The sequence below is a fragment of the Nocardioides kongjuensis genome (assembly GCF_013409625.1).
Taxonomy (GTDB): Bacteria; Actinomycetota; Actinomycetes; order Propionibacteriales; family Nocardioidaceae; genus Nocardioides; species Nocardioides kongjuensis.
Map to the genome: position 1 here is coordinate 3585841 of NZ_JACCBF010000001.1, position 20786 is coordinate 3606626.

General features: G+C 73.3%; 17 protein-coding genes. 6 read left to right on the forward strand and 11 right to left on the reverse strand.

The window, feature by feature from the left end; translation table 11 throughout:
- Window positions 1–52: 52 nt before the first annotated feature.
- Both BJ958_RS17275 and BJ958_RS17280 read left to right on the forward strand, forming a co-directional pair.
- A complete protein-coding gene (locus tag BJ958_RS17275) occupies window positions 53–3790 on the forward strand; it encodes an nSTAND1 domain-containing NTPase (protein ID WP_179728150.1) in 3738 nt (1245 codons plus the stop codon).
- Between the two features lie 80 nt (window positions 3791–3870).
- Window positions 3871–6054, forward strand: a complete 2184-nt coding sequence (locus tag BJ958_RS17280; protein ID WP_179728151.1) for an ATP-binding protein — start codon at window positions 3871–3873, stop codon at window positions 6052–6054.
- Window positions 6055–6087: 33 nt separating this feature from the next.
- Here BJ958_RS17280 and BJ958_RS17285 read toward each other — a convergent pair whose 3' ends face one another.
- Both BJ958_RS17285 and BJ958_RS17290 read right to left on the reverse strand, forming a co-directional pair.
- Window positions 6088–6735: a response regulator gene (locus BJ958_RS17285; RefSeq protein WP_179728152.1), complete on the reverse strand. Its 648-nt coding sequence runs from the start codon at window positions 6733–6735 to the stop codon at window positions 6088–6090.
- A 107-nt stretch (window positions 6736–6842) separates the two neighbouring features.
- The gene (locus BJ958_RS17290) at window positions 6843–9002 is read right to left on the reverse strand and encodes an MMPL family transporter (protein WP_179728153.1); all 2160 of its coding nucleotides are present in this window, start codon (window positions 9000–9002) and stop codon (window positions 6843–6845) included.
- Between the two features lie 126 nt (window positions 9003–9128).
- Between BJ958_RS17290 and BJ958_RS17295 the strand changes: the two genes are divergently transcribed.
- Window positions 9129–9890 carry a WHG domain-containing protein gene (locus BJ958_RS17295; protein WP_179728154.1) on the forward strand — a complete coding sequence of 254 codons (762 nt, stop codon included), beginning with the start codon at window positions 9129–9131 and terminating at the stop codon, window positions 9888–9890.
- A gap of 117 nt (window positions 9891–10007) precedes the next feature.
- Here BJ958_RS17295 and BJ958_RS17300 read toward each other — a convergent pair whose 3' ends face one another.
- Both BJ958_RS17300 and BJ958_RS17305 read right to left on the reverse strand, forming a co-directional pair.
- A complete protein-coding gene (locus BJ958_RS17300) occupies window positions 10008–10700 on the reverse strand; it encodes a Sir2 family NAD-dependent protein deacetylase (protein ID WP_179728155.1) in 693 nt (230 codons plus the stop codon).
- Window positions 10701–10734: 34 nt separating this feature from the next.
- A complete protein-coding gene (locus BJ958_RS17305) occupies window positions 10735–11397 on the reverse strand; it encodes a TetR/AcrR family transcriptional regulator (protein ID WP_179728156.1) in 663 nt (220 codons plus the stop codon).
- A gap of 59 nt (window positions 11398–11456) precedes the next feature.
- Here BJ958_RS17305 and BJ958_RS17310 point away from each other — a divergent pair, with 59 nt between their 5' ends.
- A complete protein-coding gene (locus BJ958_RS17310) occupies window positions 11457–12761 on the forward strand; it encodes an FAD-dependent oxidoreductase (RefSeq protein WP_179728157.1) in 1305 nt (434 codons plus the stop codon).
- A 14-nt stretch (window positions 12762–12775) separates the two neighbouring features.
- On the opposite strand, the gene BJ958_RS17315 is transcribed toward BJ958_RS17310, so the two are convergent.
- From BJ958_RS17315 to BJ958_RS17340, 6 genes are all read right to left on the reverse strand, one after another.
- The gene (locus BJ958_RS17315) at window positions 12776–13090 is read right to left on the reverse strand and encodes a cupin domain-containing protein (RefSeq protein ID WP_343052717.1); all 315 of its coding nucleotides are present in this window, start codon (window positions 13088–13090) and stop codon (window positions 12776–12778) included.
- A gap of 11 nt (window positions 13091–13101) precedes the next feature.
- Window positions 13102–13956, reverse strand: a complete 855-nt coding sequence (locus BJ958_RS17320) for an ABC transporter permease (RefSeq protein ID WP_179728159.1) — start codon at window positions 13954–13956, stop codon at window positions 13102–13104.
- Entirely contained in the window at window positions 13956–14783 is an 828-nt protein-coding gene (locus BJ958_RS28660) for an ABC transporter permease subunit (protein ID WP_218865826.1), read from the reverse strand. The genes BJ958_RS17320 and BJ958_RS28660 overlap by 1 nt, the downstream gene beginning before the upstream one ends.
- A gap of 125 nt (window positions 14784–14908) precedes the next feature.
- Complete coding sequence (locus tag BJ958_RS17330; RefSeq protein ID WP_179728161.1) at window positions 14909–16045, reverse strand: extracellular solute-binding protein; 1137 nt, start codon at window positions 16043–16045, stop codon at window positions 14909–14911.
- Window positions 16042–17163, reverse strand: coding sequence for an ABC transporter ATP-binding protein (locus BJ958_RS17335; protein WP_343052718.1), 1122 nt, complete (start codon window positions 17161–17163; stop codon window positions 16042–16044). Before BJ958_RS17335 ends, BJ958_RS17330 begins: the two co-directional genes overlap by 4 nt.
- A complete protein-coding gene (locus BJ958_RS17340) occupies window positions 17160–18587 on the reverse strand; it encodes an NAD(P)/FAD-dependent oxidoreductase (protein WP_179728162.1) in 1428 nt (475 codons plus the stop codon). The genes BJ958_RS17335 and BJ958_RS17340 overlap by 4 nt, the downstream gene beginning before the upstream one ends.
- Before the next feature lie 49 nt (window positions 18588–18636).
- Here BJ958_RS17340 and BJ958_RS17345 point away from each other — a divergent pair, with 49 nt between their 5' ends.
- Entirely contained in the window at window positions 18637–19641 is a 1005-nt protein-coding gene (locus BJ958_RS17345; RefSeq protein WP_179728163.1) for a LacI family DNA-binding transcriptional regulator, read from the forward strand.
- On the opposite strand, the gene BJ958_RS17350 is transcribed toward BJ958_RS17345, so the two are convergent.
- Window positions 19571–19972 carry a DUF5994 family protein gene (locus BJ958_RS17350; RefSeq protein WP_179728164.1) on the reverse strand — a complete coding sequence of 134 codons (402 nt, stop codon included), beginning with the start codon at window positions 19970–19972 and terminating at the stop codon, window positions 19571–19573. The genes BJ958_RS17345 and BJ958_RS17350 overlap by 71 nt on opposite strands.
- A gap of 102 nt (window positions 19973–20074) precedes the next feature.
- Between BJ958_RS17350 and BJ958_RS17355 the strand changes: the two genes are divergently transcribed.
- On the forward strand, window positions 20075–20779 hold the full coding sequence (locus tag BJ958_RS17355) for a lipoate--protein ligase family protein (protein ID WP_179728165.1): 705 nt from the start codon (window positions 20075–20077) through the stop codon (window positions 20777–20779).
- Window positions 20780–20786 lie beyond the last annotated feature (7 nt).

The following is a 20786-nucleotide window of genomic DNA, read 5'->3' on the forward strand; positions in this document are numbered from 1 at the left end:
CCGCCATATTTGGCCCGCGCCGGGTTCCGCGGCGCGGGCGGAGGGGGACCGGATGACCGACACCGCGCAGGGGCCGATCCTCGACCCGGGCGGCTTCCACGGACCCGCGGACCTCGCCGCGGCGCTCACCACGCTGCGGACGTTCCGCGGGCTCACGGTGCGCGAGGTGGCTCGGTCGACGGGCATCCCGAGCGCGACACTGGGCGGCTGGTTCAGCGGCCGCCACCTTCCGCCGCACAGCCAGCCGGAGGCGTACGACAGCCTGCTCGACGCACTCGGCGTCCCGCCGGAGGAGCGGGCCGCATGGCGCACCGCGCTGCTCCGGCTGCGCCGGGTCCCGGGGCCCCGACGCAAGGACGACGCGGTGCCCTACCGCGGCCTGGAGAGCTACGGGGTCGAGCACGCGGGCATGTACGTCGGCCGCGAGGCGGAGGTGCAGCGCCTGGTCGAACAGGTCGTCGCGCTCGCCGGTGCGGACGGGCTGCGCGTGGTCGCGGTCATCGGCCCGTCCGGCAGCGGCAAGTCCTCCCTGCTGAACGCCGGCCTGCTGGCGAGCGCCGCCGAGCGCGGCCTCACCACCGCGGCACTCAGTGTGGACGACGTCGCGGCCGGGACCGAGCCCGAGACCGACGACCGGGACGTGCGGGTGGTCGTGGTCGACCAGCTCGAGCAGGTGCTGACCGAACGGTTCTCCGCCGAGGCGCGGACCCGGGTGCTGCGCCAGGTGCGCGCGTGGGCGAGCAGCGAGCGGACCGTGGTCGTCGTCGGCCTGCGCGCCGACTTCCTGGCCAAGGCACTCACCGACCCGTCCCTGGGTCCGCTGGTCCAGGCGCACCAGGTGCTGCTGACGCCGCTGGAGCGCGACACACTGCGCCGCGTGATCGTCGAGCCCGCGCAACGGGCCGGCCGCCCGATCGAGGACGAGGCCGTCGACCTCGCCCTGCGCGACGTCGCACCGGTCGACGACCCCGACGGCCTCGACGCGGCCAGCACGCTGCCGTTGCTCTCGCACGCACTGCTCGTCGCCTGGGCACGGGCGGGCGGCTCGCGGATCACCGCGACGACCTACGTCGCGGCCGGCGGGGTGCGCGGCGGGGTCGAGACGTCCGCCGAGGCGGCCTACTCCTCCCTCGACGAGTCCGCCCGCGTCGCAGCGCGCCGCCTGTTCCGGATGATGGTGATCGCGGACGCCGACGGCGTCGCCCTGCGCCGGCCGGTCAGCCACGCCGACCTCGCCGACGACCCCGACCTGGAGCGGGCGGCCGACGCCTTCGTCGAGCAGCGGATCCTGACGGCTCACGAGTCGACCTTCGAGATCAGCCACGAGGTCGTCCTCGTCGCCTGGGCGCGGTTGCGGGGCTGGCTGACCGACGACCAGGGCACCCGGTTGGTCCAGCACCGGATCGCGCTGGCGACCCGGGCGTGGGACGCGCACGCCCACGACCCCGGCTCGCTGCTGCGCGGCACCGTGCTCTCCGAGGCGCGCGCCCTGCCTCCCGAACGACGCCAGGAGCTGACCGCTGCCGAGCGCACCTTCCTCGACGCCAGCGCCGCCGATGCCGACGCGGTCGCCCGCCGCGAGCGGCGCGGCCGGATCCGGCTGCAGGTGCTCGCCGCGTGCGCCGCAGCGCTCGCCCTGCTGACCGGCGTGACGGCCGCCTACCTGTTCGACGCGCGCAGCACGGCGAACGATGCCCGCGCCGCGGCCGAGTCCGCACAGCGCAACGCCCTGTCGCGCCAGGTCGCAGCGGAGGCCCGGCTGACGCGCGACACGGACCCGTCGATCGCGGCCCAGCTCGCCGCGGCGGCGTACCGGATCAGCCCGACCCCTGAGGCCCGTTCCGCACTGCTGGAGGCGACCGGCGAACCGATGGTCACCCGCCTGACGGGGCCGGAGGGCCCCAGTCGCGCGATCGTCTCCCCGGACGGGCGGACCCTGGCGATCGCGCTCGCGGACGGCACGGTCCGCTTCCACGACATCGGCGCCGACGGCCGGCCCTCGCGCACGCTCGCGCAGCAGGTGCAGGTGGACGACGGCCAGCTCTACGCCTCGGCCTACAGCGAGGACGGTCGCCTGCTCGCCGTCGGCAGCGCGTCCGGCAAGGTCGCCCTCTACGACGTCTCCTCGAGCCGTGCCGTGGCCGTCGCGACAGCGTCGGTCGAGGACTCCGCGATCCTGGCCCTGCTGGTGCACGACGGCGTCGTCTACGCCGGCACCGGCGCCGGGCTGCTGCGCTGGCGCATCGGGGACGGCGAGCTCGTCGCCCTTCCCGCCACGCCGGCGCACGACGCGACGGTCGCCTCGCTCGCACTCGCCCCCGACGGCCGCCTGGTGACCGGCAGCAACGACGGCACGGCCCGCGTGTGGCAGGTCGGGACGAAGCGGTTGCACGAGATCCGCTCGTTCTCCGTCGGCAGCCCCACCACCACGGTCACCGCCGCTGCCGTCTCCCCCGACGGCAGGCTGCTCGCCACCGGCTCCAAGGACAAGGCGGTCCGGGTCTGGGACCTGGCCGGCGACCGGGCCGAGCCGCTGCAGGAGCTCGAGGGCGCGGGATCGTGGGTCAACGCCGTCGCCTGGACACCCGACGGGAGCCAGCTGGCCGCCGGCGCGTCCGGGGCCAACCTGCTGGTGTGGACTGCCGACACCTGGCGCCGGGTCGCCGACATCGAGCCCACCGCGAACATCGGATCGATCACCTACAGCCCCGACGGCGAGATGCTGGTGACCAGCTCCACCGACGGATCCACCCGGTTCTGGCCGCGCCACCCCGCCGCTCCGACGACCGCCTTCGGTGACACCGTCTGGAACCTCGGCACCCCCGACACCGGCGTCCTCTACGCGAGCACCGGCTCCGCCGATCCCGTCATCCGGCGTTTCGACGTCACCGACCCCGCCGCACCGGTGCTCGACGGCGCTCCGTACGCCGCACCGGCGGCCGCCGCACTGAGCGGCTCGGCCTCGGTCTCGCGTGACGGCAGCCTCCTGGCGGGCGGCACCAACGCCGGCGAGCTCGCCGTGTGGCGCACGGACGGACCGCGCGACCAGCCGGTCGTCGTCCCGGTGGCGACGGACCTGGTCGAGGCCACGACCTTCTCCGCCGACGGCGCCACCGTCGCCGTGGCGTCCGACGACGGCACCGTCACCCTGGTCGACGTCACCGGCGAGACGCCGCGCACGGTCCGGTCGCTGGAGGTCGGGACGATCGTCCTCAGCGTCGGGTTCAGCCCGGACGGCCGCCTCGTCGCGGCCGGCGGAGCCGACAACCTGCTGCACCTGTACCGGGTCGCCGACGGCAAGGAGCTGGCGACGATGACGTTCGACAACTACGTCTACGGGACCGCGTTCAGCCCCGACAGCACGCTGCTGGCCGCCGGCAGCACCGACCGCACGGTCCAGGTCTGGGACGTCACGCGCCCCGACGAGCCGCGGCGCATCGGCAAGGCGCTGACCGGACCGAGCTCGACCGTGTTCCTGGTCGCGTGGAGCCCTGACGGCTCCCGTCTCGCCGGCGCCTCCCAGGACGGATCGGTGTGGTTGTGGGACCGCGACGGCGGGACCTTCCGTGCCCGGGCCAGCATCGCCAACCTGGGCTCGGGCGCGGTCAGCGTCGGGTGGCTCGCGAACGGGGAGGCGCTCGCTGCCGGCGGTCTCGGCGGGACCCTGCGCACCTGGACCTCCGACCCGGAGCTGGCGATCGACCAGATCTGCGCGCGCAGCGGCACCCTGATGACCCGTGGGGAGTGGGACCGCCACGTGCCGGGTTCGGAGCCGATCGCCCCGTGCTGAGCCTGCCCGGCTCCGGGGTCCACGAAAGCGAGGACGCCGGACGCACTGCGGACGATCGGCGCCGCACCTAGCATCGGGGCGTGACGGGGACCCCGATGGCGACGCGCGACTTCGCCGCGTCGGTCGAACGGGGACTCCACATCGCCATCGGCGTCGTCATCCTCGCCAAGACGACGGTGTTCGCCTCGGCCCTGACCGCGCGGACGTCGTACGACGCCCGCGACGTCCTGCTCTCCCTGGCCGTGGTCGCGTGCGTGGGCACCGCCGGCGTGCGCTGCGTGCTCGGTCGGCCCGGCCGAGTGGACGTGGTGCTGTGCACGCTCGCGATGGTCGCCGGCGCCCTGCTGCACCAGGGCACGGTCCCGCTCGCGGGCGCGGCCGACTCGCCGATCATCCACCTCGTCGAGCCGATGCTGCTCGTGGTGGCCGCCCGGCTGCCGGCCGCGACGATCCTCACGGTGGCCGGCCTGTACGTCCTGCTGCGCTGGGAGACCGGCCGCACCGCCGTGTCGCTGTACTACGGCGTGCAGGAGGCAGCGTTCATCACCGGCACCGTGCTCGCGGTGTTCGTGCTCGTCGGCCTGATGCGACGCACGTCCGCGCGCGCCGAGGAGGCGCTGCGCGCGGAGGGTGCCCGCCAGGCCGCCGAGGACGACCGGGCCGGGGTCGAGGCGACCGCGTTCGTGCACGACGACCTGGTCCCGGCGCTGCTCTCCGTCGCGAGCCTGCCCCGCGCCGAGCCCACCCTGGCCGCGGCGGCCGACGCGCTGGACGGGCTCAGCACCCGGACGCCGACCTGGTCGCGGGCACAGCTGGCCGAGCAGGTCCGGGCCGCGGCGGACAGCAGCGGACTCGACGTCCTCCTGGTCGTGCGGGGCCGGCGGACCGCCGTACCCGAGGACGTGCGCGACGCCCTCGTCGGCGCCGTCCGGGAGGCCCTGCGCAACGTGGCCCGGCACAGCGGCGGGCACCGGGCGACGATCACCCTCACGCAGCGACCGGGCCGGGTCCGGCTCACCGTCGAGGACGCCGGCGTGGGCTTCGTGGTCACGCCGGGCGTGGGCCTCCGCGTGGCGGTCACCGGACGGGTCGAGGCTGCGGGCGGTACCGCGCTGGTCACGAGCACCCCCGGCGCCGGCACGATCGTCACCCTGGACTGGCACGCCCACCGGGTCGCCCGGCTCCTCGGCCTCTCCGCCGACACCGACACCTTCGCCCGGGCGGCCGTCGGTCAGCCCGGGCAGGCGGCGCTGCGGATGTGCGGGGTCCTGATGGCCGGGTACGCCGTCTCCGGGCTCCTGCTCGCGTTCGACGGCGTGCGCCAACCAGCGACCTGGGCCGGTGCCGCGGTCGTCGCGGTCCTGGCCGCCGGTCTCGCGCGACGCATCGACCGCGGCCCCGTGTCGGCCGCCACCCTCGTCGTCGGCGGCCTGGTCCCTGCCGCGGTGCTCACCCTCGTGCTTCCCACCGTCCCGGCCGGTGGCCTCGGCGGGCTGGAGTCGTGGATCGTGGAGTTCACCGCGCTGCCGGCGATGGTGCTCGCCTGGACCGCCTCGCTGCGGGTGGTCGCCCTGCTCCTCGTGCCCAACGGGATCGCGATCACGGTGGTCGCCCTCCAGGCGGGCGTTGCGGCGCCGGACCTCCCGCACCTGCTCTTCGTCCAGCCGCTCAACACCTTCTTCGTCGCCGTGATCATCGGCGTGTGCCGTCGCGCCGGCCTGGTCCTCGCCGGCATCAGCACCAGCCCCGTACGAGACCGCGGCGACGCCGCCCGCAGCCTCCTCGGCCCGCTGCTGCCCGAGGTCGAGCGCACCCTCGCCAGACCGACCTGCACCGAGACCGCGGCCGGTGCCGCCGTGCTGGCCCACTCCGTGCGCGACTGCCTCTACCTCCCCGGCCCGACCCACCTGGCGCTGCGCGAGGAGCTGCACCAGCTGCGCCGGACCGGCACCCACGTCGTCGTCACCCTCCACCAGGACCTGGCCACGAGCGCGACCCTGGCCAGCGCGGTCGCCGTGCTGCGGGCCCTCGCCCCCGGCCGGGTGACGCTCTCCGGCACGGCCCTGCAGACCAGCCTGGTCGTCGTACCCGCGGTTCCGGTCGCCGCCGCCGACGCCCTCACGGCCGCGTTGCCCCGGACCTGGGTGGCGACCTTGGACCCCGACGCGACGCTGCTGACCGGGCCGCCCGGGGAGCTCGAGGTCGAGGCGCTCAGCCTGGACCCGCCGGGGGGCGGCACGGCGGGTGTCACCCCCGTGGCGTGACCGCGACGCAGGCAGCCCCCGGTGGATCCCGCTTCAGCCGTCCAGGTGCCCGTCGGCCCGTGCCCGGCTGATCAGGCCGTGCACGTTGCCCGTCTCGACCCCACCCTCGCGGTAGGCCTTGGCGGCGCGGGCGAGGTGCTCGCGCACGGTGACCTCGCCGATCCCGAGCTGGCGGGCGACCAGGCGGTAGGGCAGGCCGGCGCTGACCGCACGCAGGATCTCGATCTGCCGCGGCGAGAGTCGGGCGCCGACGTCCTCGTCGGACAGCAGCATCGTCGCCAGCTGGCTCGAGCAGGCCAGGTCGCCCGCCACCGCGTCGCGGATGGACTGGGCGATCGACTCGACCGGGTCCACCTTGAGGATCAGTCCCGCTGCACCCGCGTCGATCGCACGGCGTACCGGCACCGGCCGCTCCTCGGCGGTGAACAGCACCACCACCAGCCCGTGGGCCACCAAGGTCGCCACCGTCTCGTCGGCTGCCGGCTGCCCGGGGATCCGCATGTCGAGCAGGACGACGTCGAGCCCGTCGGGGGCTCGCGCCAGGAGCTCCTCGGCCGATCCCGCGATCGCCACCAGCCGCATGTCGGGTGCGGTCTCGGCGAAGGCTGCGCCGAGCCCCAGCAGCACCACGGGGTGGTTGTCGATCGCACCCACCCTGATCACCCGGCCCCCCGACGTCATGGGCGCGATTATTCGCGGCGGCCCGACCCGGCGTGCCCGAAATCCGCCGTTGTCCGCGTACGAGCCTGTCCGGACTTCCCCGTACAGGCCCGTACGCACGCTCAGGTCTAGACCAGCACCTCGTCGTGCTGGGCAGCCGCACGGGTGGGTGCCTGGCCACCCTCGCGGAAGCCGTGCCGCTCCCACCACCGGGCGAGCGGGCCCGGGGCCCACCAGTTCCAGCGCCCGAGGAGCTTCATCGTCGCCGGCACGAGGAGCGCCCGGACGACCGTCGCGTCGACCAGGATCGCGACCAGCATGCCGAGGCCGAGCATCTTCATGAACACGACGCCGCTGAGGCTGAAGGCGCCGATCACGACGGCGAGCAGGAGCGCGGCGCTGGTGATGATCCGGCCCGTCTTCTGCACGCCGGTCTGCACGGCGAGGTCGTTGTCACCGGTCGCGTCCCACTGCTCGCGCACCCGCGAGAGGAGGAACACCTCGTAGTCCATCGACAGGCCGAACAGGACCGCCAGCATCACGATCGGGTTGGTCAGGTCGAGGAATCCCTGGGGCGTGAAGCCGAGCAGGTCGGCGAGGTGACCGTCGCTGAAGATCCAGGTCACGACGCCGAACGACGCGGTGATCGAGAAGCCGTTCATCAGCACGGCCTTCAGCGGCAGCACGACCGAGCCGAACGCCAGGAACAGCAGCACCAGCATCACGCCGACGACGATCAGGCCCATCAACGGCAGGTGGTCGCCGACCGAGCCCGCCAGGTCGACGGTGTCGGCGGTCAGGCCACCCACGAGGGCCTCGGAGCCGTCGGGCGCGGCCACCGCGCGCAGGTCGCGGACCACCTGCTGGGAGTGGTCCGTCTGGCTGTTGCCCTCCCAGGCGGCCCGCAGGAGCGTGGTGTCGCCCTCGGTGGCCACCGGTCGGACGTCGACGACCCCGTCGACCTCGCCCAGGGCCTTCTCGTAGGCCGCAACGCCGGCCTGGTCGGCACCGCGCACGAGGATGTTGGCGGTCGAGCGCTCGGGGCCGAAGTCGCTGTTGAGCCGCTCGGAGGCCCGGTGGGACGGGGTGTCCGACGGCAGCACGCGATAGTCGACGCTGCCCCACTTCACACCGAGGAAGGGCGAGGCGACCGCGAGCAGGACCACCACGACGGCCGTGGCGACCACGACCGGGCGCCGCATCACGGCGCGGGCCAGCCGGGCCCAGGCACCGTGACCGGTCTCGACGGGGGTGGATCGCTGCAGGAAGGGGATCCGGATCGCGTCGATCCGGGTGCCGAGCAGCGCCAGCACGGCCGGCAGCACGGTGAGCGCGGCGACCATCGCGATGAGAACGGCCGCGATGCCGCCGTAGCCGATCGACTTGAGGAAGGTCTGCGGGAAGACCAGCAGCGAGCTCATCGCTGCCGCGACGGTCAGCGCCGAGAACGCGACCGTGCGACCGGCGGTGGCCATGGTGCGGACGACGGCGCCCCGCGTGTCGTCGGGGTCGCGGGCGATCTCCTCGCGGAACCGCGAGACCACGAAGAGGGCGTAGTCGATCGCCAGGCCGAGCCCCAGCAGGGTGATGATGTTGGGCGCGAAGATCGACACGTCGACCAGGTGGTTGAGCCCGGCGATGGTGGCGCGGGCGCCGAGCACCGCCACCAGGCCGACCAGCAGCGGCATCAGCGCCGCGACGACGCTGCGGAAGATGATCAGCGACAAGACGAGCACGATCGGCATCGACACCAGCTCGGCGCGGAGCAGGTCGGACTTCGTCTCCTCGTTGACGTCGGTGTACACGGCGTAGGGCCCGGCGAGCTCGGTGTGCAGCGAGCTCTTCTCGACGGCGGGACGCATCTCGTCGAAGGAGTCGATGAAGTCGTTCTGGCTCTCACCGGCGAGGGAGACGTAGACCGCGGTGGCGTGTCCGTCCTTGCTGACCATCGCCGGGTCCTGGACGTCATACCAGGTGAGCACGGAGACCACGCTGTCCTGCGGGATCGTGGCGACGGTGCGCTCGACCTCGGCCCGGAACTCCGGGGCGGAGGCCTCCTCGTCGTCGCTGGAGAAGATCACGATGGCGTCGATCGACCGGTTGCCGAAGGTCGAGCGCTCGAGCGCCAGCTCGCGGGCCGACTCGGTGCCGGGGTCGTCGAAGCCGCCCGCCGAGAGCTTGTCCTCCAGCCCGACACCGGCGATCGCGGCGAGGGCGGTCACCCCGAGCCCGACCAGCAGCACCGCGACCGCCCGGCGCACGACCAGGGCACCCCATCGCTCGATCATGTCGACTCCTCCCCGACGGCCCGAGTGAACCTCTGTCAGTTTCGTGAACGCCGTTAACCGTAAACGGTGTAAACTCTGGTCGTCAAGTGTTCACCCCGGCCGACCCGGGCCATCTCGAGGAGTCCTGTGCCGCACCTCCGCGCACCAGCCACCCGCAGGGAACGTCAGCGCGAGGCGACGTACGACGAGATCGTCGAGGTCGCCGCTCGCCTGCTCGACGAGGGCGCGGACCTGTCGCTGCGCGCGGTCGCCGCGAGGATGGGGATGACGGCACCGGCGCTGTACCGCTACGTCGCCAGCTACCAGCAGCTCGTCGACCTGGTGGCCTTCGAGCTCGACAAGGCGGCGACCGCCGAGTGGGCCGAGGCGGCCGACCGGTTCCCGGAGGACGACCCCGCTGCCCGCCTGGCGGTGGCGTGCGCCCGGTTCCGGCAGTGGGCACTGGCGAAGCCGCGGGAGTTCGCCCTCGTGTTCGCCAACCCGGTCGCCGAGGCCGACACCGAGCGTCGCGACCTGCTCACCCTGTCGACGTCGGGCCACTACTTCACCGACCTGCTCTGGCAGATCTGGGAGATCTACCAGTACCCCTACCCGGCCCTCGACGACCTCGACCCGGTCATCCGCGCTTCGGTCCTCGACCCGCTGATCCCGGCCAAGGCCGACCACATCCCACCCGAGCAGCGGGGGCTGCTGTGGGTCTACATGCGCGCCTGGTCGGCGCTCTACGGCGTGGTCACCCTCGAGTCCACCGGCCACTGCGACCCGCGGGTCATCGAGTCCGGGCAGCTCTTCCGTGCGACCGTGCTCGACTGGCTCGGCCCCCTCGGCCTGCACCACGAGCGGGAGCGGATCACGAAGATCCTGGACGAGGAGCTGGCCCGCCCCTGACCGCCGACCCGGCTCAAAGTGGCTGCCGATTTCAGCCGACCCGTCGCAAAGTAACCTCGTGCGAGGCCGCTTCGCGACGGGTCAGCGGGTTTGGGGAGCCACTTTGCGACGGGTCGATCAGGTCCAGAGCACCTCGCGCGCCCACAGCGGCACGAGGTCACCGGCCCGGCCCTGCCGGGACTCGTGGAAGAAGTGGCTGCCCTCGCTGGGCTCGAGGTTGAGCTCGAGGGTGCGGGCACCGTGACGGCGGGCGTGCTGGACGAAGCCGGCAGCCGGGTAGACCGCGCCCGAGGTGCCGATGGACACGAAGATGCTGGCCTCGGAGAGGGCGTCGGCGATCCGGTCCATCTCGTAGGGGACCTCGCCGAACCACACGACGTCGGGGCGCAGCTCGTGGGCGCCGCAGCCGGGGCAGGCCGGCTCGTCGAGCAGGGTGCCGGTCCACGGGGAGGCGACACCGCAGGAGCGGCACAGTGCCTTGAGCAGCTCGCCGTGCATGTGGATCACGTTGCGCGAGCCGGCGCGCTCGTGCAGGTCGTCGATGTTCTGGGTGACGACGAGGAGGCCGGTGCCGAGGGTCTCCTCGAGCTCGGCCAGGGCGCGGTGCGCGGCGTTCGGCTCGACGCTCGCCAGTGCGGCACGTCGCTCGTCGTAGAAGCGCTGCACGGTGGCGCGGTCACGCTCGAAGCCCTCCGGCGTCGCGACGTCCTCGACCCGGTGGCCCTCCCAGAGCCCGTCGGCGTCACGGAAGGTCGGCACCCCGCTCTCGGCGGAGATGCCGGCACCGGTCAGGACGACGATCTGGGGCACGACCGGAGGCTACCTGCCGATCGGGTGACGACCGTCACCCGTCCACGAGTTCCGGGCGAAGGACACTGGCCCCGATCGCCCGGGCGAGCCAGTCGGCGTACCTCCTCGGGGTCCAGCCGCGCTGTCGCACCAGCAGGTCGTACGGCGCCGGGTCGGTCATCGCCCACAGCAGGTCCGCCGCGGCAGGTACGCCGAGCCCACGGCGCAGGCCCCGCAGGTCGTGCAGCTGCCGGGCCATCATCGTCATGCCGAAGAGCCGCTGCTGCCGCACCTGCGCGAGCAGCGCGACGGCGTCCGCGTCGCCCGAGGCGGCGGCGGCCTCGATGGCCAGGGCGATCGGCGCGACCCGTGGCATCGTCTCGGCGAGGTGGACGGCGTAACCGTCGACGACCTCGACCGGGTCGGTCGAGGCACGCAGCCGCTGGATCACCGGCCGCTCTGCCATCGGCACGTCCTCGTCGTCGCCGGCGACGGCCCAGTCGAAGGCGAGCTTGACCAGGACGACCTTGCCGCCGACCGAGGTGAAGACGGTCTTGCGGCTGACCCCGGCAGCCCGAGCGACGTCGTCGATCGTGGTCGCGGCGTACCCGCGAGCGGCGAACAGCTCGGCGGCGGCCGCGACGATCCGCCGCCGGGTGGCGCGCGCCTGCTCGGCGCGCAGGTCGGACGTGTAGGACCTCTTGCCGGTCTCAGTCATTGAAGTTACTCTCGATGTAACGAATACGTCTCGGGTCACCACAATACAGGGGGCAGGCCATGAGGACGACGATCGTGGGCGCCGGCCCGTCGGGCACGACGGCGGCACTCCTGCTGGCCCGAGCCGGTCACGACGTGACGCTGGTCGACCGCGACGCGGGGCCGGGCACGGACGGGACCTGGGACCGGGTCGGCGTGATGCAATTCCTCCTGCCGCAGGGACTGCGCGGTCCGGGGCGGCTGTTCCTCGAGTCCCGCCTGCCCGACGTCCACCAGGCGCTGCTCGACGCCGGGGCGGCCTACGGCGCCGTACCGCGCGGAGCGCCCCCGTTCACGGCCGGCCTGCACCTGCGCCGGTGCACGATGGAGCGGGTGCTGTGGGCGTGCGCCGACCGCGAGCCCGGGATCACGCGCCGCACCGGCCACGCCGACGGCCTGGTCCGTGACGGCGACCGGGTCACCGGTGTCGTCGTCGACGGGGAGCCGGTGAGCGCCGACCTCGTCGTCGACGCCTCCGGCAAGGCCGGTCGCCTCGGCCACGAGCTGCGTCCGGAGGCGCAGGAGACGGCAGCGCCGTTCGCCTACGTCGCCCGGGAGTACCGGCTGCTGCCCGGCGCCGAGCCCGGACCGATCGAGCCCGGCCCCGGTCTCGCGATCCCCCACGACGGCTTCATGGAGATGGTCTTCGTCCAGGACGGCGGCACGTTCCAGACCCTCGTCGTCCGCAGCACCGACGACCACGAGCTCGCGCTGCTGCGCGAGGAGGCAGCCCACACCGCCGCCTCGGCGCTGCTCCCCGGCATCGCCACCTGGACCGCTGCCGAGCGCGCCGAGCCGATCGGGCCGGTGCGTGCCGGCGCCGGTCTCGTCAACCGCTTCCACCGCCAGCCCACCGACGTGACCGGCCTGCTCGCCATCGGCGACGCGCTCCTCGTCACCAACCCGATGGCGGCGCGCGGCCTCAGCCTCGGCATGGCGGCCGCCGGCAAGCTCGCCGACACCGTCGCCACCCTCCCCGCCGAGGAGTGGGCGGGAGCACTGGACGCGTGGGCACGGGCCGAGCTGCTCCCCTGGTACGACGACCACTGCGCCGTCGACGCGACCATGCACGCCCGCTGGCGGCACGAGCCGCTCACCGCGGACGGCCCGATCGGCTGGGACGTCATCGCCGACGCGGCGCACGACCACCCGGACTGGATGCCGGTGATCGGGCCGTACTTCGGGATGTTCGCGCAGCCGAGCGTCCTCGAGCCGGTGCGTGAGCAGATCCGCGCGCAGCTGCGCGACGGGTGGCAGCCGCGGGTGCCCGGCGGCCTGACGCGCGACGAGCTGGCGGGCGTCGTACGCGCCGCGGTGGCGGGCTGAGGGCCCTCCGGCGGCTACGCCAGGTACACCTTGCGCAGGCGGGTGCGGATCGTCCACTCGGTGCGCTCGCCCTCGTGCAGCCGCACGATCGATCCCGGTGCCAGCTCGACCTCGCTCCCGTTCTCGAACCTCACCGTGCCCTCGCCCTCGAGCACCACGAAGACCTCGTCGGCCTCGACGTCGCGGACCACGCCGGGCGTGATCTCCCAGACGCCGAGCTCGACGCCCTTGAAGGTGCCGAGCTCGACCACGCCGACGGTCGGGGTGCCGGACACGACGTCCCCGGCCGGCTCGTGCGGGACCTCCAGCGCGCCGGTGGTCGCCGCCACGACCCGGCTCCTCACGACGCCGCCAGGGTGCTCGCGAGGTCGCCCTCGCCACCGCGCCGGAGCACGATCGCGACCAGGACCAGGGACCCGAGGGTGAGCAGCAGCATCGCCGTCGACACGGCGGCGACCTCGGGCCGCAGCCCGGTGCGCAGCGAGCCGAACAGGTGCACCGGCCACGACGTGGAGCCGGGCAGGGAGACGAAGGACGACACGACCGTGTTGTCCAGGCTCAGCGTGAACGCCATGAGGGCGCCGGCCAGGATGCTCGGCCGCGCCATCGGCAGCGTCACCTGGCGGAACCGGTTCCAGGGCGCGGCGTAGAGGTCGGCGGCCGCCTCCTCGATCGCGGGATCCATGCCGGACATCCGCGCGCGCACCATGAAGGTGACCGTGGCGAGAGCCACCGACGTGTGCACGACGACCAGCCGCACCAGGCCGTTGTTGAAGAGGGTCAGGTGGGCGTCGGTGCCGAGGGTGACGAACCACGGGAGGATCGAGACGGCGTCCACGATCTCCGGCGTGACCAGGGTGATCGCGAGCAGTGCCGTCAGCACCAGGGCCCACCTGCTGCGGGACCGGGCGAGGGCAACGCCGCCGACGGTGCCGAGCGCGGTCGCCACGACCGTGGCGAGGACGCCGGACATCAGCGAGACCTGGACCGAGCCGCGGATGGTCGGGTCGTGCACCGCCTTGCTGTAGGCGCTGAGCCCGAAGCCGTCCCACGACGCGAGCAGCCGGCCCTCGTTGAAGGAGTAGACGACGATCACCAGGATCGGCGCGAAGAGGAACGCGAAGACGGCCAGGCCCAGCAGCCAGAAGAGCGCGTCCACCGGATCGCGGCGGGTACGACGGACAGCGGCGGTCATCAGGCCACTCCTGCCAGGTCGATGCGGCGGTGGAACCTGATCGCGGCCCGCCCGGCGAGGAAGACGAGCACGACCGCGAGCGCGGCGACCAGGATGAAGCCCATCAGGACGAACGCCATGGCCGCGCCGAGCGACCAGTCCTGGGCGCTGGAGAACTGCTGCGCGACCATCTGGCCGACCATGTTGCCGCGGGCACCGCCCAGCACCGACGGCGTGATGTAGTCGCCCATCAGCGGGATGAACACCAGCAGGCAGCCGGCCGCCAGACCGGGCAGCGCGTCGGGCAGCGTCACCGAGAAGAACGTGCGCACCCGCCCGGCGCCGAGGTCGCGGGAGGCCTCGCGCTGCGCGGGATCCGTGCGCTCGAAGGCGACGTACAGCGGCAGGATCATCAGCGGCAGGTAGTTGTAGACGACCCCGAGCTGCACGGCGCTGCGGGTGTAGAGCACGGCGAGTGGGCTGTCGATCAGGTGCAGGTCCTGGAGCAGGTCGGACAGGAAGCCGTGGGGCGCGAGGATGATCCGCCAGCCGATGGTGCGGACCAGGAAGTTGGTCCAGTAGGGCACCAGGACCAGGGCGACCAGCAGGCCACGGATCCGCGGGGACGCCTTGACCGCCATCCAGTAGGCGAACGGCACCGCGACGAGCACGCACAGCGTCGTACCGATGCCGGCGATCTCGAGGGTGTTCCAGAAGGTGCGCACGAAGGTGCCGGTGGTCGCCTCGCCGTAGCGGTCGAGGGAGAGCCGGTCGTTGGCGACCGGGGTGAACAGGCTCGGCTTGTAGCCCAGGCTGTACCAGCCGACCAGGCCGATCGGGATGAACACGAAGAACAGCAGCCATGCCCAGATCGGGAACGACAGCCAGGCCGCGCCACGCCTCGTCCGGGGTCCCCGGGAAGCGGTTCGGCCGGAGGAGCGAAGCGGGGGAGGCGACGAGGTTCCCGGGGTGGTCATGCTCCTGCCACCGCCTTGACCTCGTTGAGGATGTCGACCAGCGTCGACTGCGACTCGGTGACCAGTCCGGGCGTCAACCGCGCCATCACGTCGTCGGGCGGGAAGACCAGACCGGCGTGGCTGAGGTCCCTGCTCTCGGCGAGCTCGCGCTGCCCGCGAAGGCCGGTCGGGTAGCCGATGTACTCGACGTCGCGGTAGGCCACGGCCGGGTCGAGCATGAAGTCGATCCAGGCATGCGCGTTGTCGGGGTGCTGGCAGCCGGCGGCGATCGCCCAGGTGTCCATCCAGAGGTTCGCGGTCGGCGCCGGGTAGACGAACTCCCAGTGCTCGTAGTCGCCCTCCTCGATGCCGAGCCGCGCATCGCCGTTGTAGGCCTGCATCAGCGCGAAGTCGCGCTGCACGATGTTCTGCGACGGGTCCGAGCTGAAGTTGCGGATGCACGGCGCCAGGTCGTTCACGAGGAACTCCCGCGCCGCGGCGAGGATGTCGGGGTCGGTGGTGTTGAGGTCCTGCCCGTTGGCCGCGAGGTGGATCGCGCACACCTCCCAGGGGTCGTCGAGCACCGACGTGGCTCCCCTCGCCTCGGCCTGGGCCGCGGCGATGAAGTCGGCCCACGACGTCATCGGCCGGGTGATCCGGCGGGTGTCGTAGACGTAGCCGGTGGTGCCGATGGTCTTCGCGACGACGTACTCGTCGTGCGGGTCCCAGCTGCGTCCGCGCACGCTGTCCTCGAGGTGCGCGAGGTTCGGGATCTTGTCGTGGTCGAGCTTCGCGAGCATGCCGTTGGCGATCATCTGCTGCACGTAGCTGCCGGTCGGCACGACGATGTCGTAGCCGCTCGTGCCGCGCGCCGTGCCGAGCTTGGCGATCATCTCCTCGTTGGAGGCGAACGCGTCCATCTGCACGGTGACGCCCTCGCGGTCCTGGAACCGCCGTACGTTCGCGGGATCGTCGTAGTCGCCCCACGAGTAGACGTTGAGACGGCTCTCCTTGCGACCGTCGACGGCGGCGGTCGGAGCGTAGGTGCGGTCGCCGCAGCCGGTGAGTGCGCCGAGACCGACGACGCTCGCGCCACCGAGGAGGGCGCGCCGGCTCAGCCGGGGTACGGCCGCCCGCGGTGCCAGGACCCTCACGAGCCGGCTCCTGCAGGGAAGACCAGCACCGCCTCGGGATCCCAGGAGCACCAGACCGTGTCGCCGGCCTGCACGTCCGCGGCGTCGCGCAGGGGCGTGCGAGCGAACAGCTCGGTGCCGTCGGGACCGATGACGACGTACTGGATCTCGCCGCCGAGGAAGGAGGTGCCGGCGAGCCGGCCGGCGACCTTGTCGGCCGGCTGCGCGGGCTCGGCCGCGCTCACCCGCACCGACTCGGCGCGCAGGGCGAGGCGCAGCGAGTCCCCGGCCGTGTAGGGCGCCACCTGGTCGGGCGACACCGCGAACCGGGCGCCGCAGCCCTCCGCCACACCGTCGGGGCCGAGCACCACGTCGGCGAAGTTCTCGGTGCCGACGAAGGACGCGACGAACGCACTGCCGGGCCGCTGGTAGACCTCCTGCGGCGTACCGACCTGCTCGATCCGGCCGGCGTTCATCACGACGATCCGGTCGCTCATCACGAGCGCCTCGGCCTGGTCGTGGGTGACGAAGACGAAGGTGATGCCGACCTCGCGCTGCAGCAGCTTGAGCTCGACCTGCATCCGCTCGCGCAGCTGGCGGTCGAGGGCCGACAGCGGCTCGTCGAGCAGCAGCACGTCGGGCCGGTTGACGATGGCGCGCGCGATCGCGACCCGCTGCTGCTGGCCTCCGGAGAGCTTGCGGGGCTGGCGGTCCGCGAACTCCTCCATCCGGACCAGCCGCAGCGCCTCCTTGACCCGGGAGGCGATCTCGCCGCGCGGCGTACGACGCTGGCGCAGGCCGTAGGCGACGTTCTGCGCGACGCTCATGTGGGGGAAGAGGGCGTAGGCCTGGAAGACCGTGTTGACGGTGCGACGGTGCGGCGGCACCCCGACCACGGAGTCGCCGGCGAGCCGGATGTCGCCGGCGTCGGGCTCCTCGAAGCCACCGATCATCCGCAGCAGCGTGGTCTTGCCGCAGCCGGAGGGGCCGAGCAGGGAGAGGAACTCGCCGCGCGCGATGTCGAGGTCGACGCCGTCGACCGCGCGGTGGTCGCCGAACTCCTTGACCACGCCGTGCAGCGAGATGACGGGAACGGTGGCCGCGGTGGTCTCCGCGGCGGCGATGGTGGATGTCGTCACGAGTCGAACCCCAGTCCGAGTGCGTCGAGGGTGCGCAGCCAGGCGTTGCGGCGTCCGCCGCGGTGATCGGCCCGGTCGAGCGACCAGCGGGTGGCCTGGATGCCGATCGAGGCGATCGGCTCCGGCGGGAACGGCAGCGGCATCCGGCGCACCATGTCCAGGCGGGTGCGCTCGGTGTCGAGGCCGGCGAGGCGGTCGAGCATCACCTCGGCCGCGAACCGGGACGCCCCCACCCCGAGGCCGGTGAAACCGGCGGTGTGGGCGACCCGGCCGTTCATGGCCCGTCCGTGGAAGGCGCAGAACTGCGTCGAGGTGTCGATCGCGCCGGCCCAGCGGTGGCTGAAGCGCAGGCCCTCCAGCTGCGGGAAGGTGGTGAGGAAGTGCCCGGCCAGGCGCCGGTAGGTCTCCGGGCGGCGCTCGTACGACGCCCGGACCTTGCGCCCGTAGTGGTAGATCGCGTCGTACCCGCCCCACAGGATGCGGTTGTCGCGGCTGAGCCGGTAGTAGTGGAACTGGTTGGCCATGTCGCCGATGCCCTGGCGGCCCTCCCAGCCGATCGAGGCGAGCTGCTCGGCGCTGAGCGGCTCGGTCATCAGGGCGTAGTCGTAGACCGGCACCGTGTGCATCCGGTAGCGCGCGAGCAGGCTCGGGAAGACGTTGGTGGCCAGCGCGACGCGGCGGGCGGTGACGATCCCGGCCTCGGTGGTGACCCGGACCGGCCCCTGCCTGCCGTCGCCGTCGATGCCGGTGGCCCGGGTGCCCTCGAAGATCTCGACACCGAGCCCGGCCGCGACGCGGGCCAGCTCCCCGGCCAGCTTGGCCGGGTGGACCAGCGCGACGTCGGGGTCGAAGGCACCGGCGAGGTACGTCGGGCTGGCGACCAGCCGCCTCAGCTCCTCGGCCTCGATGACCTCGGCGCCGCTGGCCCGCAGGTCCTCGACCTGGTGCGGCGCGATCGCCACGTCCAGCTCGCCGGTGCGCTCGTAGTCGCAGTCCATGGCGTAGTGCCCGACGGTCGCCTCGATGGCGTCCAGGTTCGCGATCCCGAGCCGCTCCAGCTCGTCGTACTGCTCGGGCCAGCGGGACCGGCCGTTCTCCTCGCCGTGCGTGATGCTGGCCGCGCAGAACCCGCCGTTGCGCCCGGAGGCCGCCCAGCCGATCCGCGCGGCCTCGACCAGCACGACTCGGCGCCCGGGCTCGCGCTGCTTGGCGACCACCGCCGTCCACAGGCCGGTGTAGCCGCCGCCGACCACGAGCAGGTCGGTGTCGATCGCCCTGCGCAGCGGCGGGTGCGCCGGGCGCTGCGTCAGGTCGTCGATCCAGAAGCAGGCGTCCCGTGCGCCGGCGAGCGCGTGGTCGACGGCGGCGCGAGCGACGGGCGTGCGCGAGAAGACCGTCCCCGGGACGGTGGTGCTGACGGGCATGGGCAGTACCGTGGGTGATTAATCCATTAACCACAAGGGGTTCCCCGAAATGAAGCCGACGATCCTCGACGTCGCCCGTGCCGCGGGGGTGTCGGTCGCGACCGTGTCCAACGCCCTCAACGACACCGGCCGGGCCTCGGCCGCGACCCGGGCCCGCGTGCGCGAGGTGGCCGCGACGATGGGCTACCGCCCCAACGCCGCCGGGCGCACGCTGCGCACCGGCCGCACCGGCGTCCTCGCGCTGGCGGTCACCACCTTCGGCGAGCAGACCTGGAACTACGCCGAGATCGCCTACTACGCCCACATGGTCGCCGCCGCCACGTCGGCCGCCCACGCCCACAGGTACGCGCTCACCGTGCTGCCCGCCAGCCTCGACGCCGACGGCTGGCACGCCGTGGCCGCCGACGGCGTGGTGCTGCTCGACTCCCCGGAGGGCGACCCCGCGGCCCGGGTGCTGCGGGCCCGCGGCATCCCGATCGCCTTCGACGGCCGGCCGCACGAGCTCGGCCCGCTCGACTCCTGGGTCGACAACGACCACGCCGCGACGATGGCCGTGGTGCTCGCCCACCTGCGCGAGCAGGGTGCCCGACGGATCGCCCTGCTGGCCCAGAACACCTCCGACCACTACACGCGCGACTGCCTGGCGGCGTACCGCTCCCAGGTGGACCGGCCCCGGATCGCCCTCACCGAGAGCACCGACCCGGTCGGTCGCGCCGAGGCCGAGCAGCTGCTCCGCGACGGCGCCGACGCCGTCTACAGCCTGCTCGACGACGGCGGGCGCGGCATCGTCGCGGCCGCGGACGCACTCGGCCTCCGGGTGCCCGACGACGTCCTCGTGGTCACGGCGAGCGAGGACCCGACCTACGCGTCGACGTCACCGCCGGTCAGCACCGTCTCGCTGCGGCCGGCCGACACCATCAGCGCCGCCGTCGACGCGCTCGTCGCCACGTTGGCCGGGGGGTCGCCCTCGGTGCGCGACGACCTCACCACCGACCTGGTGGTCCGGCCCTCGTCGCTGCGTCGATCGGTGCCTGTTCGGGCCAGCTCGTCCTGATCCACAGCACCTCGGAGCCGAGCAGCCGCACCAGCACGAGGCCGCGGCCCCGGACGCGGGGCAGGAGGCCGACCTTGATCCGGCCGTGGCGGGTGAAGAGCTCCGTCACGACCTCGTCCCAGTCGTCCGGCGCGTAGGCGAGCCGGTCGACACGCCCCCTCTCCGCCGGGAACTCGTCGACCAGGTGGGCGCCCTCGCGTACCAGGTCACGTCCGTACGGCAGCCAGATGCCGTCGGCCAGGGCGAAGCGCGGGGCGTCGGCGACCTGCAGGCGCAGGTGCCCGAGCGCGTCGGGATGCCGGTGGGGATAGGTGAAGTCGCGGGCACCCATGGCGCCGCCTCTCGTTGCGCCCGCACCGCACCGGGTGTGCCGCGGAGGCGAGTGCCTCCACTCTACGTCGCCGCTCCTGTGGGCCTCGGGCAGAATCCAGGCGTGCAGCTGCGCCACGTCACCGGCTCGATCGCGGACTTCCACGCCCGGGTGATCCCGGACGACCTCGCCGACGCGGAGGTGTGGTCCTTCGAGCCCTCGGCCCCGGCCCTGGTCCTCGGCAGCGCCCAGGACCACACCACCGCCTCCGCGGCGGCGACCGCGGCCGCCGGCATCGACGTCGTACGACGGCGCAGCGGCGGCGGCGCCGTCCACGTCGACCCGGCCCGCTCGGTCTGGATCGACGTGGTCGTCCCGCGGCACCACGAGCGGTGGAGCGACGACGTGCGCGAGTCGGTGTACTGGCTGGGCGAGGCGTGGCAGCGGGCGCTGGCGCGCCTCGGGATCGCCTCCGAGCTCTACCGCGGTGGTCTCGAGCAGACGCCGTGGGGTCGGCTGGTCTGCTTCGCGGCGCTCGGTCCGGGCGAGGTGCTCGTCGAGGGCCGCAAGCTGGTCGGCATCTCGCAGCGGCGCACCAAGGCCGGCGCGCGGTTCCAGTGCATCGCCTACGACCGCTGGGACCCCTACGACGTCCTCGACCTGCTCGACATGACGGCCGAGGACCGGGCGGTCGCGGGCGCCGACCTGGCCGGCCGGGCCACGGGCGTCGGCGACCGACTGGCCGAGCTGCGGGCCGCGATCCTCGAGGAGCTGGTCGAGGGGTCGGGTCCTCCTCGGCGCGGACCCACCCCACCACCCATGCACTGAGAACATG

Coding starts and splice junctions, on each gene's coding strand:
- BJ958_RS17275 (WP_179728150.1), top strand. CDS start 53: ATGACCGACACCGCGCAGGGGCCGATCCTCGACCCGGGCGGCTTCCAC.
- BJ958_RS17285 (WP_179728152.1), bottom strand. CDS start 6,735: ATGACGTCGGGGGGCCGGGTGATCAGGGTGGGTGCGATCGACAACCAC.
- BJ958_RS17290 (WP_179728153.1), bottom strand. CDS start 9,002: ATGATCGAGCGATGGGGTGCCCTGGTCGTGCGCCGGGCGGTCGCGGTG.
- BJ958_RS17305 (WP_179728156.1), bottom strand. CDS start 11,397: ATGACTGAGACCGGCAAGAGGTCCTACACGTCCGACCTGCGCGCCGAG.
- BJ958_RS17310 (WP_179728157.1), top strand. CDS start 11,457: ATGAGGACGACGATCGTGGGCGCCGGCCCGTCGGGCACGACGGCGGCA.
- BJ958_RS17320 (WP_179728159.1), bottom strand. CDS start 13,956: ATGACCGCCGCTGTCCGTCGTACCCGCCGCGATCCGGTGGACGCGCTC.
- BJ958_RS17340 (WP_179728162.1), bottom strand. CDS start 18,587: ATGCCCGTCAGCACCACCGTCCCGGGGACGGTCTTCTCGCGCACGCCC.
- BJ958_RS17345 (WP_179728163.1), top strand. CDS start 18,637: ATGAAGCCGACGATCCTCGACGTCGCCCGTGCCGCGGGGGTGTCGGTC.
- BJ958_RS17350 (WP_179728164.1), bottom strand. CDS start 19,972: ATGGGTGCCCGCGACTTCACCTATCCCCACCGGCATCCCGACGCGCTC.